Origin of the sequence: Nonomuraea sp. NPDC001636, from assembly GCF_040298265.1 — a bacterium.
In the GTDB taxonomy this organism is placed as follows: domain Bacteria; phylum Actinomycetota; class Actinomycetes; order Streptosporangiales; family Streptosporangiaceae; genus Nonomuraea.
Map to the genome: position 1 here is coordinate 484,450 of NZ_JBEOZT010000001.1, position 18,397 is coordinate 502,846.

Annotated in this window: 14 protein-coding genes; 8 read left to right on the forward strand and 6 right to left on the reverse strand. The window is 72.9% G+C overall.

The window, feature by feature from the left end:
* The 4 genes from ABT158_RS02200 to ABT158_RS02215 are packed head-to-tail and all read right to left on the reverse strand — an operon-like array spanning nucleotide 1 to nucleotide 5,661.
* Nucleotides 1–1,689: a glycosyltransferase family 2 protein gene (locus tag ABT158_RS02200; RefSeq protein ID WP_352349960.1), complete on the reverse strand. Its 1,689-nt coding sequence runs from the start codon at nucleotides 1,687–1,689 to the stop codon at nucleotides 1–3.
* Nucleotides 1,686–3,734, reverse strand: a complete 2,049-nt coding sequence (locus tag ABT158_RS02205; protein WP_352349962.1) for a glycosyltransferase — start codon at nucleotides 3,732–3,734, stop codon at nucleotides 1,686–1,688. Before ABT158_RS02205 ends, ABT158_RS02200 begins: the two co-directional genes overlap by 4 nt.
* A complete protein-coding gene (locus tag ABT158_RS02210) occupies nucleotides 3,731–5,227 on the reverse strand; it encodes a glycosyltransferase family 2 protein (RefSeq protein WP_352349964.1) in 1,497 nt (498 codons plus the stop codon). Before ABT158_RS02210 ends, ABT158_RS02205 begins: the two co-directional genes overlap by 4 nt.
* Nucleotides 5,224–5,661, reverse strand: coding sequence for a hypothetical protein (locus ABT158_RS02215; protein ID WP_352349966.1), 438 nt, complete (start codon nucleotides 5,659–5,661; stop codon nucleotides 5,224–5,226). The genes ABT158_RS02210 and ABT158_RS02215 overlap by 4 nt, the downstream gene beginning before the upstream one ends.
* A 235-nt stretch (nucleotides 5,662–5,896) precedes the next feature.
* On the opposite strand from ABT158_RS02215, the gene ABT158_RS02220 reads away from it, so the two are divergent.
* Entirely contained in the window at nucleotides 5,897–6,967 is a 1,071-nt protein-coding gene (locus tag ABT158_RS02220) for a glycosyltransferase family protein (protein WP_352349968.1), read from the forward strand.
* Entirely contained in the window at nucleotides 6,964–8,613 is a 1,650-nt protein-coding gene (locus tag ABT158_RS02225) for a glycosyltransferase family 2 protein (protein ID WP_352349970.1), read from the forward strand. Before ABT158_RS02220 ends, ABT158_RS02225 begins: the two co-directional genes overlap by 4 nt.
* A gap of 21 nt (nucleotides 8,614–8,634) precedes the next feature.
* Here ABT158_RS02225 and ABT158_RS02230 read toward each other — a convergent pair whose 3' ends face one another.
* Entirely contained in the window at nucleotides 8,635–10,023 is a 1,389-nt protein-coding gene (locus ABT158_RS02230; RefSeq protein WP_352349972.1) for a glycosyltransferase family 2 protein, read from the reverse strand.
* A 236-nt stretch (nucleotides 10,024–10,259) separates the two neighbouring features.
* Between ABT158_RS02230 and thrC the strand changes: the two genes are divergently transcribed.
* From thrC to ABT158_RS02255, 5 genes are all read left to right on the forward strand, one after another.
* Nucleotides 10,260–11,318, forward strand: a complete 1,059-nt coding sequence (thrC, locus tag ABT158_RS02235) for a threonine synthase (protein ID WP_352349974.1) — start codon at nucleotides 10,260–10,262, stop codon at nucleotides 11,316–11,318.
* Nucleotides 11,319–11,362: 44 nt separating this feature from the next.
* The gene (gene thrB / locus ABT158_RS02240) at nucleotides 11,363–12,268 is read left to right on the forward strand and encodes a homoserine kinase (RefSeq protein WP_352349976.1); all 906 of its coding nucleotides are present in this window, start codon (nucleotides 11,363–11,365) and stop codon (nucleotides 12,266–12,268) included.
* A gap of 454 nt (nucleotides 12,269–12,722) precedes the next feature.
* A complete protein-coding gene (gene rho / locus ABT158_RS02245) occupies nucleotides 12,723–14,735 on the forward strand; it encodes a transcription termination factor Rho (RefSeq protein WP_352349978.1) in 2,013 nt (670 codons plus the stop codon).
* 142 nt (nucleotides 14,736–14,877) lie between these two features.
* Complete coding sequence (locus ABT158_RS02250; RefSeq protein ID WP_352349980.1) at nucleotides 14,878–16,143, forward strand: sensor histidine kinase; 1,266 nt, start codon at nucleotides 14,878–14,880, stop codon at nucleotides 16,141–16,143.
* 10 nt (nucleotides 16,144–16,153) lie between these two features.
* Entirely contained in the window at nucleotides 16,154–16,789 is a 636-nt protein-coding gene (locus ABT158_RS02255; RefSeq protein WP_352349982.1) for a response regulator, read from the forward strand.
* A gap of 40 nt (nucleotides 16,790–16,829) precedes the next feature.
* On the opposite strand, the gene ABT158_RS02260 is transcribed toward ABT158_RS02255, so the two are convergent.
* Complete coding sequence (locus ABT158_RS02260) at nucleotides 16,830–17,909, reverse strand: hypothetical protein (RefSeq protein WP_352349984.1); 1,080 nt, start codon at nucleotides 17,907–17,909, stop codon at nucleotides 16,830–16,832.
* A gap of 220 nt (nucleotides 17,910–18,129) precedes the next feature.
* Between ABT158_RS02260 and rpmE the strand changes: the two genes are divergently transcribed.
* Nucleotides 18,130–18,348 carry a 50S ribosomal protein L31 gene (gene rpmE / locus ABT158_RS02265; RefSeq protein ID WP_352320396.1) on the forward strand — a complete coding sequence of 73 codons (219 nt, stop codon included), beginning with the start codon at nucleotides 18,130–18,132 and terminating at the stop codon, nucleotides 18,346–18,348.
* Nucleotides 18,349–18,397: the final 49 nt, after the last annotated feature.

Sequence of the window (18,397 nt, forward strand, 5' to 3'; positions counted from 1 at the left end):
TCAGTGGGCGGGGAAGGCCAGGTCGCGGACGCGGCGCACGGCCCGTTTCAGGACCGTGCGGTCCTGCTCGCGGGCCAGCCGCACCGCCTCGCGCCGCCAGCTCTCGGCCTTCTCCCGCCAGCGGGAGGCGTCCCTGCCGTTCTTGGCGGCCTCCCGGCGCAGCTGGGCGATCTCGGCGCGCAGGGCGGCGACCCGCTTGCGGTGGAGGGTCAGGTCCTTCTCGTGGCGGGCGGTGAGCTGGGCGAGCTCCGCGACCGGCGGCCGGCGCGGCGGGTAGACGTCGGGGCGGCGGCGCAGGCCCCACGACGCGCCGTCCGCCCATTCCAGGCCGTACAGGGCGTCGATCAGGTCGTCCGGGTGGTCGCCGGGGGCGGCGACCAGGGCGGCTCTGGACAGGGCGGCCGTACGGTCGAGGCGGGCGGCGACCACGCCCTGCGGGGTCTCGTCCAGGGCCAGGCACAGGCTGCCGAGGTCGTGCTCGTCCAGGTGAGCGATCAGGCGTTCGAGCGTGTCGGGGGAGAGGGTCCAGCCGGGCGGCACGGTCAGTCGGAAGGGGGCCGTCGTGCCGGCGGGTGGCCCAGGAGGTGGTTCGGTGGCCAGCCGGACCCGCGGGTCGTGCTCGAAGGTGGCCTTGAGCAGGCGCAGGTCCAGGTCGGGGTCGCGCAGGGGCGAGCGGCGTCCGGTGGGCAGCGCGGGCCACGGGCCGGTGAGGGTGAGGCGCACGTCGGGGACGGAGGAGGCGAGCAGGGCGTCCGCGGTGGCGCGGGTGTCCTCGTAGCCGCCCGCCGTCACCACCGCCTCCACGTACGGCACCAGCCACTGCCGCCCCGGATCCGCCCGCAGGTACCGCCGGTAGGGGACCCGGTCGGCCACGTAGGGGTCGTTGTACCGCTTCAACGCCGCGACGTCGCGCATCGCGGTCGGCAGGCCGACGTGCCACGCCCGCGCCTGCGGGTCCGGGACGAACACCGCCCCCGCCTGGACGAGCCGGTACCCCAGCTCGGTGTCCTCGGCCAGCACCAGCGACGTGTCCAGGCCGCCGATCGAGCGCAGCAGCGCCGCCGGGTACGACGCCGTGGCCCCCACGTGCACGCGGGCGGCCGTCGCGCCGGACGCCGTACGCAGGCCGTCGTGGTCGTGGATGATCTGCTCGGCCCAGTCGTGCCGGTGCGGCGACAGCGGGAACAGGCCGTCCTCGGCGCCCGCGTCCAGGGCCTGGACGACCTGCTCCGGCGTGGGCGGCTCGCCGGCCGAGGTGAAGTCGATCCAGCCCAGCACCACCACGTACGGGGCCAGGTGGTGCCACCGGAGCTGGGCCTCGACGTGCCGCCGGTGCGGGACCATGTCGGCGTCCAGCACGAGGACGACGTCGCCGGTTGCGGCGTCCAGGCCCGCCTGCACGGCCCAGGCGCGCCCCCAGCCGCCCGGCGGGCTGGAGATCAGCTTGGTGCCGCCCGGGGCGAGGGCGGGCAGGCGGATGGGGGTGGCGCTGCCGTCGTCCACCACGATCACGTCGAGCAGGTGCGCCGGGTAGCTCTGCGCGGACAGGGCGGCGAGCGTCAGGTCCAGGGTCTCCTGGCGGTCGTGCGCCGGGATGACGACCGTGACGGCGAGCTCCGGCTCCCAGGCCCCCAGCTCGGGCGGGTCGAGGACGCCGAAGTCGTTGCCACGGATGCGCGGAACGGTCATGGGCGGCTGCTCCCCTCCAGCTCCATCAGGGCGTTCGGGCGGAACCCGCGCCACTGGCGCCGGTTGCGGCGCAGGAACGTGCCGATCGGCTCCTGCCAGGTGTGGGCGGCGGCCGGGCCGCGGCGCAGGATGTAGCCGAGGCCGTGGGTGCGGTAGATCTGGCCGCCCGCCGCCTGGAGGGCCTCCTGGAACTGGGTGTCCACCGAGCGGCGCAGCGGCCGGAAGCCGCCCACTGCCTGGAACGCCGAACGCTCCACCAGGATCGTGCCGCCCGCCACGAAGCTGGTGATCTGCTCGGTGACCTGGCTGCGGTGCACGGTGACGTCGATCGAGGCCAGGTAGACGAACTCGGGCACCGTGCCGACCACCTGCGCCCCCGAGTAGGCGTGGGCGAGCAGCAGGTCGGCCAGGAAGTCGGGGCCGTACCAGTCGTCGTCGTCCATCTTGAGCAGGAACGAGCCGGAGGCCCTGGCGGCGGCCTCGTTCAGCACCTCGCCGAAGACGGCGGCGGGGTCGGCCTCGTACACGGTCACCGGGCCGCCGAAGCCGGCCAGGGCGGCGGCGACGTCGGGGTGCTCCCGCGGGACGCCGTGCAGCGCGAGCACCACTTCGAGCTGGGCGTCGCGCTGGCGGGCGATCTGCCGCAGCGCGAACGGCACCATGTCGGCGCGCCGGGTGGCCAGCAGGACGGAGGTGAGCGGGGGAGCGGGGGCGGGCGCGCCGAACTGCTCCCACCGCGCCGCCACGCCGTGGGTGCGCAGGGCGGCCCGGCGCAGCCGGATGCTGTGCTCCTCGCGCCGCAGCTCGTCGGACAGGTCGGGGGCGGCGGGCAGCAGCGCGACCAGCTCGTCCCCGAGAGCGCCCGCCCAGCGCGGCACGGCCTCGGTGACCAGCGGCACCCCGGCGGCGGCCAGACCGGCCAGCACCCGCACGGCCGCCAGCGGGCCGCTGTGCGGATGTTGCCAGCTCACCTCGACGCCGCGGATCTGCCGGAGCCTGGCCACGTCGGCGTCGGTGACCCCGCCCGACTCGGCGAACGTCGTCACGACCTTGCCGTCGAGCAGCACCGACCAGCGGCCGTCGCGCTCGGCCAGCGCGGCCATGCCCCGGGACGGCGTGGTCACGAACCCCTGGGGGTTGACCAGGCGCTCGTCCACGGGCGGGACCATCGACGGCTCGCCGAGCACGTCGGGATCGGCCAGCGGCGACCCCGCCCCGCCGGGGCGCCCGATGCTCTCCCAGCTCGCGGCGACGATCGTGGGCCGCTCGACGGGCGCCTGGTCACCGGCCCAGCCGATCCCTCCCGGCTCGGCGGACGCGCCCGGCGTCAGGGCCGGGGACGCGTCCGGGGCGCGGCCGTCACCCGGCGGGCGCAGGGCGTCGCCGGGCAGGCCGCGGAGGGCGACGTCGCCCAGCGTGCGGAGCACGACGTCGCTGCCGGGGGCGCCGACGCGTTCGGGGACCGGGCCGCTCACCTCGGCGGGCGTGGCGTTCGGGTCGCCGGGACGCCAGTCGGCCGAGCCGATCCCGGCGATGCCGGCGGCGGGCGCGGCGATCACGTCCAGGCGGTGACCGGCGAAGGCGCGGGCGGTGGCGGTCACCGTACGGCCGGCGGGCGTCGCGGCCGAGAAGCGGGCGTCCACCACCCACACCCGGCTCCTGGGCTGGTGGACCCGCAGGTCCGTCAGCGAGCGCCAGCGGTGCGCGGGGGTCGGCGTGGGCACGGGCGCCGGGTGCGAGGCGGGGGCGTCGAGCACGCACACCACCACCCGCCCGGCCAGCGGGAGCAGCTTGTGCAGGGTCGCCACCCTGCGCAGGTCGGCGGGCGTCCTGGCGAGCACGAGGACGTGGTCGGCCGACTCCGGCTCGGCGGGCGGCTCCAGCAGGTCGCGGTCCAGGTCCACGGCGCCGGCGGGCAGACCCGCGCGGCCCTCGCCGCCCTCGCCGTCGGCCGGGAAGGTGAGGCTCTCGATGCCGGCCAGGAACACCCGGGCGTCCGGCAGTTCAGCCAGCAACGCGGTGACCGTCCGCTGCTCGGCGCTCATCCGGCGCTCCGCAGGTGCCGGATCAGGGAGCTCAGCGGCCCGGGAGCGGGGTCCTCCTGCTCCTGCGCGCGGGACAGGCGCTCGACCTCGGCGGAGAGCCGGTCGACCTGGGCGCGCAGCTCCTCGGTCTCCGCCAGCCGCCGGGCCGCCAGGGCACGCCACTTGGCCGGGTCGCCGCCCAGCGGCGGAGGATCGGCGGCGGTGCCGAAGCCGTGCTCGCCGCCCTCGACCCACAGGACGCCGAACAGCTCGTCCACCAGGTCGTCGGCGGCGCCGTCGAAGCGCGCGGCGCGGGCGAAGGCGGCCGTGCGCTCCAGCCGGGCGGCCACGACACCATCCGCGTCCTCGGCCAGGGCGACGCAGAGCAGGCCGAGCAGGTCCTCGTCGGCCAGCCGCACGAGCCGGGCGAGGGTGTCGGCCCCGAGGACCCAGCCGGCGGGCAGCCGCAGCAGGAACGGGGTGGGCGCGGCGCTGACCGGTTCGCTTTCCGCGAACGTGACGCGCGGCTCGTGGGCATACAGGTTGTGCAGCAGCCGCAGGTCCAGCAGCGGGTCGTCGAGGCTGGACCGGCGCTCGCCGGTCAGCCCGCCCCACGGGCCGACGACGGTGACGGCGGCGTCGGGCAGCGTGCCCGCCAGCGCCGCGTCCACGCTCGCCCGGGTCTCCTCGTACGTGGTGGCGCGCACCACGACCCGCACGTACGGCACCCGCCAGTGGCGCCGGGGATGGCCGCGCAGCCAGCGCAGATCCGGCACCAGGTCGCCCAGGTAGGACCAGTTGTGCCGGTGGACCTCCTGCTCCCGCAGCATCACCGTGGACGGCCCGACGTGCCACGCCCTGGCCTGCGGATCGGGCACGAACACCGCCCCCGCCTGGGCCAGCCGGTAGCCCAGCTCGGTGTCCTCGGCCATGTTGAGCGAGGCGTCCACGCCGCCCGCCGCGCGCAGCAGCTCGGCGCGCACCGACGTGGAGGCCCCCGTGTGCAGCAGGTACGCGCTCGTCCCCGCGTCCTTCAGCATCCGGGTCGACTCCAGCGTCCTGCGCGTGTACTCCAGCCGCGTGCCCTCCTCGCCCGGGGCCGTCACGAACCGGATGTCGCCGATCACCACCACGTGGTCGAGCAGGTGGTGCCAGCGCATGTGCGCCTCAAGGTGGTCGGGGGCCAGGATCATGTCGGAGTCCAGCCAGTGGATCACCTCGCCGGTGGCGGCCAGCTGCCCGGTCTGCCGGGCCGCGCCGCGTCCCCAGCCGTCGGTCACCCGGACGACGCGGGCCCCCGGCAGCTCGACCGGCGGCGTGCTGCCGTCGTCGGCGACCACGATCTCGACGAGTTCGGCCGGGTAGGTCTGCGCGGCCAGCGCGGACGCCGTGCGCTCCAGCGCCTCCTGGCAGTCGTAGGCCGGGATGACCACGGACACGCGCAGCTCGGGCGTCCAGTCGCCGATCGCGGGCGGGCGCAGCACCCCGTAGTCGTTGTGCCGGACGCGGGTCATGCCAGGCCCTTGGCCAGCGCGCGAACCTCCTCGCGCAGCTCCTCGACCTCCCGGGCCCTGGTCATGGCGTTGACGCGGTCCTCGCCGAGCGAGGCGAGGATCGCCCCGATGTCGTCGGCCCGCCGCCCGGCCGACTCCTCGACCGCCTGGACCAGCAGCTCCAGCCGGGATTCGAGGTTCTTGACGGCGGTCGTCGCACGGGCGAGCTCGGCCTCGTGCTTCTTCATGCGCAGGTCGATCCGGTGCGCCTTGCCGTCCACGCGGCGGACGGTCAGCAGCACCAGGGCGAGGGCGGCCAGCGTGACCGCGAACGCCGCGACGGCCGCCGCCGCGCCGAGGGTGAGCAGGCCGGCCAGGACGAGGAGGGCGAGCGCCCCAGCGGCCACGACTGCGAGAAGTGCGGCGGCCGCTGCCAGTCGGCGGGGCGAGAGCATCCGCGCAAACCTTTCATAGTCACGACTAGTCGGGCATAGGAGGATGGGCGGGATTATTGTCACCCTAATAAACCCTGACCACTACCGTGCCATAAGTTCCTGGAGGAAAACTGGGAACCCGGCCCCGGGGCTCAGGCCGTCCGCCACCCGAAAGCTGCCTGTCTGTCTACTGACGTGTAAAAACGGGCGTAAGGTAGGCGCCGATCCAGTCCCGCCCGGTCGAGGAGCATCGTCCATGTCCGTCACCCCCTGCGGCTTCACGCGTACGCCGGGCAAGGGGTTCGCCCGGCTGCACTGGTCGGACGGATGGCAGGTGGACGGCGGTCCGCCCGACGTGCCCGCGCTGCGCTCCCGGCGCGGACTGGAGATCGACTGGCCCGCCGGGCCGGTGCCGCTCGACGGCCTGACGGAGCTGGCCGGCGCCGGGATCCCGCTGACCGCCCAGGACGCTCCCGCGTGGGTGCCGGGCGACCTGGCCGCGCTGCTCACCGACCGCGACTGGCTCGCCGCGCCCGCCGACGGCACCGCGCGCTCCCTGGCCGACCTGCGGCGGGAGGAGCACAGCGTACGGCTGCGGCGGCTGGTCCACCGGCCCGCCCGCGCGACGGTCAGCATCGTCATGTCGACCAAGCGGCCCACCCTGGTCGGCGCGGCGCTGGCGCAGATGGAGCGGCAGCGGGGCGTCGAGGCCGAGGTCCTGCTCGGGCTGCACGGGGTGGCCTTCGAGCAGGTGCGCGCGGCCGTCGAGGCGTGCTCGCTGCCCGTCAGGTGGGTCGAGGCGGCCCCGACGGTGCCGTTCGGCGAGGTGCTGAACCGGGCCGCCGCCCTGGCCTCGGGCGACTACCTCGCCAAATGGGACGACGACGACTGGTACGGCCCCGGCCACCTGTCCGACCTCCTCATGGCCCGCTCGTACGCGGGGGCCGACGTGGTGGGCACGACGGCCGAGTTCTTCTACCTGGAGCCGTTGCGCGCCACGATCCGGCGGACGACGTTCGCCAGCGGGGCGGCGTACCCTAGCGAGGTTTGGGCGGATCACGTAGCCGGAGGCACCATTTTGCTCCAAAGCGCGAAATTTCGGGAAATTGGAGGATTTCCCGCCCTTCCGCGTGCGGTCGATCTGGAGTTCCTGAAAGCGGCGCAAAAGATCGGCGCGCGCGTCTATCGCACGCACGGCCTCGGCTACGTCCTGCGCAGGGGGTTCACCGAGGAGCACACCTGGCAGCTGCCCCTGGCCCATTTCGTCAGAATCGCCACGAACCAATGGCACGGCTTCCGGCCGAGCCTGCTGATGGAAACCCCATGAACAACGGCCAGAAGCCGCCGGTGCGCGGCAACGACTACCGCGTGCTGCGGCCCGCCGAGGACCTCGCCCCGTCGCTCACGGTCAGCGTGATCGTCCCGGCCTACGGCGGCCAGGACAAGCTGGACCTGGTGCTGGCCGGCCTCGCCCGCCAGACCTACCCGGCCGCGCTCACCGAGGTCGTCGTCGTGGACAACGGCAGCGTGCCGCCCCTGCGGCTGCCCGACGTCCGTCCCGAGGGCGCCCGCCTGATCGTCTGCGACCGGCCCGGACGCGCCAACGCCCGCAACGCCGGGCTGGCCGAGGCCACCGGCGACGTGATCCACTGGCTCGACTCCGACGTCGTCCTCACCCCGGGCGCGATCGAGGCCCACATGCGCTGGCACCACACGGCCCCCTACCTGGTCGTGACCGGCTACATCAGGTTCACCGACGCGGAGCTGCCCGCCGAGCTGCCCGCCGGCCTGGAAGAGTACTTCGAGCCGGCCGAGCCGCACGCCTGGATCGTCGACCTCGTCGAACGCACCGACGGCCTCACCGCCAACCCCCAGCGCCCCTTCAGCCTGCACGTCGGCGGCGCGACCTCGGTCGGGGCCCGCCTGATCGAGGCCGCCGGCCCCATGGACGACGAGCTGATCCTCGGCCAGGACACCGAGATGGGCTACCGGCTGGGGCAGGCGGGCGCGGTGTTCGTGCCCGAGCCGCGCGCCCGCGCCTACCATCTCGGCCCGACCATGCGCATGCGCGACAAGGAGTCCATCGACCGGGTGAGCCACGCGTTCGTGGCCGACCGCATCCCGGCGTACCGGTGGTTGCGCTCCCATCCGTCCCGCCAGTGGAAGATCCCGTACGTCACCGCCGTCGTGGACGGCACGGCCGGCTACGACAGCGTGCGCGCGACCGTGGACGCCCTGCTCGCCGGGACCGTTCCCGACCTGTCGGTGCTCCTGCTCGGCCCCTGGGACGAGGTGGGCCGCGAGCGCCGCGCCCCGCTCAAGGACCCCCGCCTCGACCTGGCCCTGGTCCACGGCCACTACCGGCACGAAGGGCGGGTGCGCCTGGCCGTGGCCGAGGAGCCGGACCCGGCCACGCCGTTCGTGCTGCGCCTGCCGCCCGGCTGGATCCCCGGCGAGGACACCCTCGCCCGCCTGCTCGACCTGGCCCGCGACGAGGGCCTCGGCCTGGTCGCCGTGCTGCTGCGGGAGTCGTCGCACGGTGTCGTGGCGGCCCGCCTGGAACGCTGCTCGGCCTTCGCCAGGGCCCGCATGGTGGCCGCCGACCACCCCGGCGAGCCCGGCGACCTCGACGACGTGGTGGACGCCGTGTCCGGCGTGTCCTGGGTCGAGGGCGAGACCTACGGGTTCACCACGGAGGCGGCGCCGCTGATCGGGCGGCGCGGGGCGTACCGGGCGCGGCTGGAGGCCCGGGCCGAGGCCGAGCGGCTGGCGGCGGAGGCCGAGCGCCTGCGCGCCCAGGTGACCAAGTGGCGGGACGAGGCCACCAGGTGGCGCAAGACCGCCGTCGAGCTGCGGCGCGACGTGAGCACCCTGCGCCGCCAGCTCGCCGCCGCGAACCGCGCCCAGCAGAGCCTGCGCACCCTGCTGTCGGCGACGATGAAACGCGCGCTGGGCCGCCGCCTGCGCGGCTGACGGGGTTACCGCCGGCGGCGGTCAGTTCGGGCGCAGGGCCGACTTCAGCCTTCTGAACAGGGTGTTCTCGGCGGACTCGGCCGGGACCGCGACCGTCGCGGGGATGGTGACCGGCTCCGGCTGCGGCGGCGCGGGCCAGTAGCGGTCCGGCGGCTCGTGCCGTACGCCGTGCGTGGTGTCGATGACCTCGTCGAGGTCGGCGCCGGGGCCGGCGAGCAGCAGCGCCCGGCCCAGCGCCGAGGCGCGTTCGAGCCGGGCCGTGCGCCCGTCGGGCAGGTCGACGACGAGCACTCCCGTCAGGTCCTTCTGCACCGACTCGACCATGCGCTCCAGCGTCGCCCGGTGCAGCGGCACGTCCACCGGCCCCCGGTAGCGGAACGGCGTGGGCGCGGGCGTGGGGGCGGCCTCGTCGATGAGCCGGATGCGTTCGTCGTGCGCGAACAGGTCGCGCATGAGCCGCAGCTCGAAGCACGGGTCCGACAACACCGCGCGCCGCCCGTCGTCGAGCCGCGACCACGGGCCCACCAGCGTCAGCACGACGTCCTGGAGCTTGCCGTCCAGGGCCGCCGTCACCGCCCGCCGCACCACCGACTCGGAGGTGTCGGTGACGTCCAGCACGATCTCCACGTACGGCACCAGCCACCGCCGGCCCCGGTCCTTGCGCAGGTCCCGGCGGAGCGGGATGCGGTGCGCCAGGTACGGCTCCACCGCCCGCACGGCCCGCTCCCGGTCGCGGTGCTGCGCCGGCAGCCCGAGGTGCACGGCCTGGGCGGCGCGGTCGGGCACGAACACCACGCCGTGCATGGCCAGCCGGTAGGAGAACTCGGTGTCCTCGCCGCGCACCACGGTCGGGTCGAGCCCGCCCACGGCGTCGAACACCTCGCGGGGGAGGGCGAAGGTCGGCCCGGTGCACACGTGGTACGGGTTGCGGCTGCTGCGCAGCCCGTCGGTCTTGTCGATCGTCGCCTCGGTCGAGCTCGACACGGCCCCGGCCAGGTCGAACACCTCGTCCAGGCGCTCGGCGTGGAAGACCTGCCGCGCGGTGACCGGCGGCGCCTCGACGAACTTCTTCATCCCGATCGTGACCAGGTAGTCGGTCACGTGATGCCAGCGGGCCAGTGCCTCGATGTGCTCCCGACAGGCGACCATGTCGGCGTCGAGCCGCTGGATGATCTCCCCGTCGGCGGCCTTGGCGCCGGTGTTGACCGCGTTGGAGATGCCCCAGCCGTCGCGTACCGGGACGATCCTGGTGCTGACCGGCCGGATCTCCGGCAGCCGGACGGGCGGCGCACTTCCGTCGTCGACGACCAGGACCTCCATGAGATGGTCCGGGTACGTCTGCGCGGCCAGCGCGGCCAGCGTCAGGTCGAGTTTGTCCTGCCCGCCGTGCGCCGGTATCACCACGCTCACGGACAACCCCGGCGACCAGGCCCCGAGCTCCGGCGGCACTACTGGTGAATAGTCGTTCTGCCTCAAAGCAGGACGCGCGTTCATGGTGACCCCCTGCCGAGACCTTATCGGGAGATGCTGAGAATTTCCTGAATAGTGGCGCTGTCCAACGACCTGTCCAGTCAGTGGACTCGGCTCCGCGCCCGCGCCGCGCACCCCGTACACTCGGTGGCCAACACCGCAGGTAGGGAGTCATCATGGGCAGGTCGTGGCGTGGCCTCATCGAGGAGTACCGAGAGCGTCTTCCGGTCACCACGAAGACGCCCGTCGTCACGCTCCTCGAAGGCGGCACCCCGCTCGTCCCGGCGCACCGCGTGTCGGCGCTGACGGGATGCGAGGTCTATCTCAAGGTCGAGGGGGCGAACCCGACCGGCAGCTTCAAGGACCGCGGCATGACCATGGCCATCAGCAAGGCGGTCGAAGAGGGCGCCAAGGCGGTCATCTGCGCCTCCACCGGCAACACCTCGGCCTCCGCGGCGGCCTACGCCGTCCGCGCGGGGCTGACCTGCGCCGTGCTGGTGCCGAAGGGCAAGATCGCGATGGGCAAGCTGGCCCAGGCGCTCGTCCACGGGGCCACGCTGCTGCAGGTCGAGGGGTCGTTCGACGACTGCCTGGAGATGACCCGCAAGCTGTCCTCCAGCTACCCGATCGCGCTGGTCAACTCGGTCAACCCGTTCCGGCTGCAGGGCCAGAAGACGGCGGCGTTCGAGATCGTCGACACACTCGGCGACGCCCCCGACATCCACTGCATCCCGGTGGGCAACGCGGGCAACATCTCGGCGTACTGGATGGGCTACCAGGAGTACGCCGACGACGGCGTCTCGACGAAGCGTCCGCGCATGTTCGGCTTCCAGGCCAGCGGCGCCGCGCCGATCGTCGAGGGCGCCCCGGTGACCCACCCGCACACGATCGCCACCGCCATCCGCATCGGCAACCCGGCGTCCTGGGACCTGGCCACCGCGGCCCGCGACGAGTCCGGCGGCGTCATCCAGGCGGTGACCGACCGGCAGATCGCGGCGGCGTACAAGCTGCTGGCCCAGGAGGAGGGCGTGTTCGTGGAGCTGGCCTCGGCGGCGAGCGTCGCCGGGCTGCTCCAGGCGCACGCGCAGGGGCTGGTGGCGGCCGGGCAGCGCATCGTCTGCACCGTCACCGGCAACGGCCTGAAGGACCCCGACTGGGCCATCTCGGGCGCGCCCGCCCCGGTGGTCATCCCCATCGACGTGCACGCCGCCGCCGCGGCGCTCAACCTCGCCTGAGAGGCGCACGCGGAGTGAGCGAACGACGAGAGAACCGTGAATCGATGACGACGGTGCGAATCCGCGTGCCCGCCACGTCGGCCAACCTGGGGCCGGGCTTCGACGCGCTAGGCCTGGCGCTCACCCTCTACGACGACGTGGAGGCCACGCTCACCGCCGAGCCCGGCGTGCGCGTGAGCGTGGAGGGCGAAGGCGCCGGCGAGGTCGACCTCGGCGAGGGACACCTCGTCGTCCGGGCGATGCGCGAGGCGTACGCCCGCATGGGGGCGCCGCAGCCCGCGGGCATCGCCCTGCGCTGCGTCAACCGCATCCCGCACGCCCGCGGCCTTGGCTCGTCCTCGGCCGCCGTCTGCGCCGGCATCCTGGCCGCCCGCGCGCTGAGCGACGACGACCTGTCCGACGACGACGTCTTCGCGCTGGCCACCGAGATGGAGGGCCACCCCGACAACGTCGCTCCGTGCCTGGCCGGGGGCCTGACGGTGGCCTGGACCGACCACGCGGGAGCAGCGCGTATGGTGAAGCTGGCCCCCGACGAGAGGGTCCGTCCGGTCGTCGTCGTTCCCACGACGCGGCTGGCCACGGAGACCGCTCGGGGGTTGTTGCCGAAGGACGTGCCCCACAAGGACGCCTCCTTCAACGCCGGCAGGGCCGCGTTGCTGATCGCCGCGCTGACCTCGCGGCCGGAACCAGAGCTGCTGCTCGCCGCCACCGAAGACCGTCTCCACCAGCCCTATCGCGCGCCTGCCATGCCGGAGAGCGCGCGTCTGGTAGAACGTCTGCGTGCAGTCGGCGTGCCCGCGGTCGTTTCGGGAGCGGGTCCCACGGTTCTTGCGTTTTCGTCACCGGATACGCAGGATTTGATCGCGCCAGAAGTGGGTAATGACTGGCACATCCAGCAAATGGACGTCGACCCGGTTGGTGCGAACGTTCAGTTCCCCGAGACACGCTGATGCCTCTTTAGACCTTCAGGGAATAGCCGTGTGCGCTGGTGATGTTAGGCTGATAGCCGCACCAGATGCCCCCTTGGTGGGTGCGTGCTTGTCAGCCATACATCGCTGCATCATGCTTCACGTCGCGAGGCGTGAGCAGCGCGGCTGTCTCCCCGGAATCCGTTGCCTCCGGTTGGCCCACACCCGGTTGGCCCAACGTGAGGCGGCGACGACGGGGACCTGCGCGTTCGACGCACATCGACATCTGGTTGGCGACAGCAATCTGGGGGGTGTCAGCCACGCGCCACGGTCCTGTGGCGGCCTGGACGAACCCCTCCCCAAGAGTGGCGGCCGTCCGCGACAGCCGAAGATCGCAACGTGCACCCCGACCCGGTCTGTCCCGCCGGGTCGCAAGCACCTCCGGGACGCCCGGCAGAACAAAACCGGCGCCCGACCCCTGGGAAGGACCTTTTAGTTGAGCGACACCACCGAACTCCTCTCCGACGCACCAGGCGCTCAGCCCGCGTCCGGCGACACCCCCACCCGCGCCGCGGCCAAGCCTCGTGCGCGTCGCTCCGGCACCGGCCTGTCCGCCAAGGTGCTGCCCGAGCTGCAGAAGATGGCCGCTGAGCTGGGCATCAGCGGCACCGGGCGCATGCGGAAGAGCCAGCTCATCGCGGCCATCCAGGAGAAGCAGGGTGGCGCCTCCGGAGACGGCGCTCCGGCGGCAGCCGCGGTTGAGGCGGCGCCCGTCCTGACGGAGGCCGCGCCTCCCGTGGCCGAGCGGCCCACCCGTACGCGCAGGGAACGTTCCCGCACGAAGCCCGCCGACGAGGCCGCACCGCAGGCCGCCGAGCCGGTGGCCGCGGCCCCCGAGCCCGTGGCCGCGCCGGCCGAGCCGGCCGTCGAGCAGCAGGCCCAGGTCGTGGACGCCGGTCAGGCCGACACGCGGGGCGAGCGCGAGAGCCGTCGCGAGCGGCGCAGCCGCGGCGAGCGCCGTGAGCGTGGCGAGCGCAGCGACCGCGGCGAGCGCGGTGAGCGCACCGACCGCGGTGAGCGTGGCGACCGTGCCGACCGCGGTGAGGGCGGCCGTGCCGACAGCAGCCGCGGCGACCAGCGCGCCACGGACGCCGGCGGCAGGGGCGACCAGCGTGGCGAGCAGCGTGGCGAGCAGCGCGGTGACCAGCGTGGCGACCAGCGCGGTGACCAGCGCGGCGGCGACCAGCGAGGCGACCAGCGCGGCGGCGACGACGACGAGCGCGGGCGTGGCCGCAGGGGCCGCTTCAGGGAGCGCAACCGCGGCCGCGGCCGTGACCGCTTCGACAGCACCGAGCCCGTCATCGGCGACGACGACGTGCTCATCCCGATCGCCGGCATCCTCGACATCCTCGACAACTACGCGTTCGTCAGGACCAGCGGCTACCTGCCGGGCAGCAACGACGTCTACGTCTCGCTGGCCCAGATCCGCCGCAACGGCCTGCGCAAGGGCGACGTCATCACCGGCGCGGTGCGCCAGCCGCGCGACGGCGAGCGCCGCGAGAAGTTCAACGCCCTGGTCCGCCTCGACACCGTCAACGGCATGGACCCGGAGCAGGCCCGCAACCGGCCCGACTTCAACAAGCTGACGCCGCTCTACCCGCAGGAGCGCCTGCGCCTGGAGACCGAGCACAACATCCTCACCACGCGGATCATCGACCTGGTCTCGCCGATCGGCAAGGGCCAGCGTGGTCTGATCGTCTCGCCGCCGAAGGCCGGCAAGACGATGGTGCTGCAGGCGATCGCCAACGCGATCACCCGCAACAACCCCGAGTGCCACCTGATGGTCGTGCTCGTGGACGAGCGTCCCGAAGAGGTCACCGACATGCAGCGGTCGGTCAAGGGCGAGGTCATCCACTCGACCTTCGACCGTCCGGCCGAAGACCACACCACGGTCGCCGAGCTGGCCATCGAGCGCGCCAAGCGCCTGGTGGAGCTGGGCCACGACGTGGTCGTCCTGCTCGACTCGATCACGCGACTCGGCCGCGCCTACAACCTGGCGGCCCCGGCCTCCGGTCGTATCCTGTCGGGTGGTGTCGACTCCACGGCGCTCTACCCGCCGAAGCGCTTCTTCGGCGCCGCGCGCAACATCGAGAACGGCGGCTCGCTGACGATCCTCGCCACGGCCCTGGTCGAGACCGGGTCCAAGATGGACGAGGTCATCTTCGAGGAGTTCAAGGGCACCGGCAACATGGAGCTCAAGCTCAACCGCTCCCTGGCCGACAAGCGCATCTTCCCCGCGGTCGACGTCGACGCGTCCGGCACCCGTAAGGAAGAGATCCTCATGGGCAAGGATGAGCTGCAGATCGTCTGGAAGCTGCGCCGGGTGCTGCACGCCCTGGACATGCAGCAGGCTCTGGAGCTTCTCCTGGAGAAGATGAAGGAGACCAAGTCCAACGCCGAGTTCCTTCTGCAGGTGCAGAAGACCACGGTGAGCAACGACCGCGACTAGCGGCCACGCGCCATGAGGGGCGGCGGGGAGGTTCTCCCGCCGCCCCTTTCGCATGCCAGGGCGCCGGGGTGGGGTTAACCCCACCTGGGGATCGGACGTCTGCTCCATTCACCCCGTCCGCGGCGCCGGGCAGGCTGGGGGCATGCGATCGGTGAGGCTGAAGGACAGGGTGCGGTTCGGGCCGAAGGGGCCGTTAGGGGTGCTCGTCGACCCGATGACCTGGCGGGCGGCTCCGTACCTGCTGGTCAGCGCGGGGTTCGGGATGGCCTGGTTCGTCGTGGTGACCCTGGCGACGACGGTGGCGGTGCCGCTGGTGGTCGTCTGGGTGGGGCTGCCGCTGACGATGGCGACCGTGCTGATGTGGCGCGGCGGGGCGATGCTGGAGCGGCGGCTGATGGGGGCGGCGTTCGGGGTGCGGATCGCCGACCCGTACCGGAGCAGGCCCGAGGGCGGGCTGCTCGCGCACCTCACCTGGCTGCTGGGCGACAAGGCCACCTGGCAGGACCTCGGCTACCTCCTCATGCTCCTCCCGCTGGGCCTGGTCGAGTCCGCGTTGTCGCTGGCCCTGTGGACGGCGACGGCGGTGCTGCTCCTCGCGCCCCTGGCCCGCGTCCTGCACGTCCTGAGCGACGGGCGCACCGGCCTGATCATCGACGACTGGGCGGGCGCGCTGGTCGCGGGCGCGGCCGGCGTGGTGCTGCTCGTCGTGACGGCCTATCTCGTACGGGGCATGGCCTGGCTGCACGGCACCCTGGCCACGGTGCTGCTCGGCGGCAGCGAGGAGGAGCGGCTGCGGGCCAGCCGGGCCAGGGGGATCGACGCCGCGGAGGCCGAACGCCGCCGGATCGAGCGCGACCTGCACGACGGCGCGCAGCAGCGGCTGCTGTCGGTGGCGGTGGACCTCGGACGGGCGCAGGCCAAGTTCGACGCCGAGCCGGAGGAGGCCAGGGCGCTGATCGTCCAGGCCCACGCGGGCACCAAGGCGGCCATCGCCGAGCTGCGCGACCTGGCCCGCGGCATCCACCCGGCCATCCTCACCGACCGCGGGCTCGACGCGGCGCTGTCGGGGCTGGCCGCGCGGGCGCCGGTGCACGTGGACGTCTCCGTCGAACTGGCCGAACGGCCGCCCGCCGCGGTGGAGAGCATCGCGTACTTCATCGTCGCCGAGGCCCTGACCAACCTCGCCAAGCACTCGGGCGCGACGGAGGCGTCCGTGGCGGTGTTCGGGGGCGACCGCGGCGTGGTAGTGGACGTGTGGGACAACGGCATCGGCGGCGCCGTCGTCACGCCGGACGGCGGGCTGTCTGGCCTGGCCGACCGGGCGGCGACCATCGACGGCGTGCTCGTGCTGCACAGCCCCGTCGGGGGGCCGACGATCGTGCGTGCGGAGCTGCCCTGCGAATGGTAGTCATGTGCACATGCGCGTGGTCATCGCCGAGGATTCCGTACTGTTGCGCGAGGGGCTGGCGCGGTTGCTCGCCGACGGCGGTTTCGAGACCGTCGCGGCGGTCTCCGACGGGCCCGCGCTGGTGGCCGCCGTCCGGGAACACGAGCCCGACCTGGCGATCGTCGACGTGCGCATGCCGCCCACCCACACCGACGAGGGGCTGAAGGCGGCGCTGAGGGTCCGCGAGGCCAGGCCCGACTTCCCGATCCTGGTCCTGTCCCAGTACGTCGAGGAGCGCTACGCGGGCGAGCTGATCGGCAAGGCCGTCGGCTACCTGCTGAAGGAGCGGGTGGCCGACGTGGCCGAGTTCATGGAGACGGTGCGCGAGGTGGCGGCGGGCGGCACGGTGATCGATCCGGAGGTCGTCGTGCAACTGCTCAGCCGCAGGCGCAGGGGCGCGCCGCTCGACCTGCTCTCCCCCCGGGAGCGCGAGGTCCTGGCGCTGATGGCCGAGGGCCGCTCCAACACCGCGATCGCCTCCAGGCTGGTCGTCACCGAAGGGGCGGTGGAGAAACACGTGTCCGGCATCTTCGCCAAGCTGGCCCTCGGGCCCGCGCCCGAGGACCATCGGCGGGTTCTCGCCGTCCTGACGTATCTGGGTCGCTGATACGGCCTGCACCCGGGGTTGGGGATGCGGGCCGTATCCGCTACCTCACGTCCACGAACTCCTGCGGCGACAGGGAGGTGCGCGTCTTGCTCGTGCCGGGCACCTTGACCTGGAAGTAGCCGTCCTTCTTGGCCTTGAAGGTCTTGCTGTACTTGCCGGTCGAGGTGGCCTTGGCGTACCCCATGAACTTGTACGTCTTGGTGCCCTTGGCCTTGAAGTACACCTCGACGATCTTGTTCTTGTACGCCTTGGCGCCGCGGTAGACCTTGCCGTAGACCTTGAACGCGCGGCCCTTGGCGACCTTGTTCGGGGCCGAGATCGTCACCCTGGTCTTGGCCTTCTTGGACGCGCCGCCGGTGGGGGCGACGACCGAGAAGGACGCCTCGCCCTTGAGCGTCTGGCCGCTGCGGGTGGCGTACACCTCCAGGGTCCAGGCGCCCTCGGTGGTGTCGTCGGTGAAGTACGTGACGCCGCGGTAGTAGTTGTCCGACTCCTTGGCCAGCTCACCGAGGTCGTAGTACTCGCTGGTGGTGTCGCTGACGAGCTTGGCCGAGACCGTGCCCGCGTCCTTCACCGACGCCTCGACCGTGACCTTGGTGTCCTTGCCCTTGACGAGCTGGACGGGGTCGGGGGTGACGTTCGCGCCGGAGATGCCCTGCTTGCCGGAGACCTTGACGGTGAAGGTGCTCGGGCTGCTCCCGCCGCCCGTGCGGGCGACGTTGACGGTGAGCTTCCAGTCGCCCGCCGGGTCGTCCTTGGTGATCGTCCACTTGCCGGTGATCGTCTTGTCGGCAGCAGGCGACGGGGTGGCGGTCGGGGTGGCGGTCGGGGTGGAGGTGCTCGGCGTGAAGTCGAACGACACCGTCTTGGCCGACTTGCCGGGCGGCTCGATGGACCCGGTCACGCCGGTGACGGTGTCCGGGTTCTTGAGCTTCAGCGTGACGGTGGCGTCGACGTCCTTCTCCAGCGGGACGTACGCGCTCGCCGACGCGTCGCCCGTGAAGTCGTCCGCCAGCGCGTACGCCGAGGCCGACGCGCCGGTGGCCGAGAGACCGGCGCCTCCGAGGAGAACGGCGGCCCCCGTGGCGGCCGCGAGGAGCAGCCGCACCCTTCTCTTCATCAGTTGGATGATCCTTTGGCTAAGTCCCATTTGTGGGAAAAGTGATGGTTTGTGCGAGGGAGCCTAGTGTGGCGCGTGCGACCGCGTCATGAAGATCGCGGGAATGCCCCATGGCCTGGGCAGGTTGCACGATCTGGCACACTGGTAGCTGACCATTTTGCGGTTCCGGTTCACGCCATGCGTGAAGGCGACCCGGCGGCCGCAGCCCGAAAGGACAGCCATGAAGCCCGACATCCACCCCGATTACCACGTGACGCAGGTCTCCTGCTCCTGCGGCAACACGTTCACGACCCGCAGCACCGCCAAGAACGGCGTCATCCACGCCGACGTGTGCTCGGCCTGCCACCCGTTCTACACGGGCAAGCAGAAGATCCTCGACACCGGCGGCCGGGTGGCTCGCTTCGAGAAGCGCTTCGGCAAGAAGGCCACGGGCAAGTAGCTTCACCGACGCCGACCCGGCCGCACCACGTGCGCCGGGTCGGCGTTGT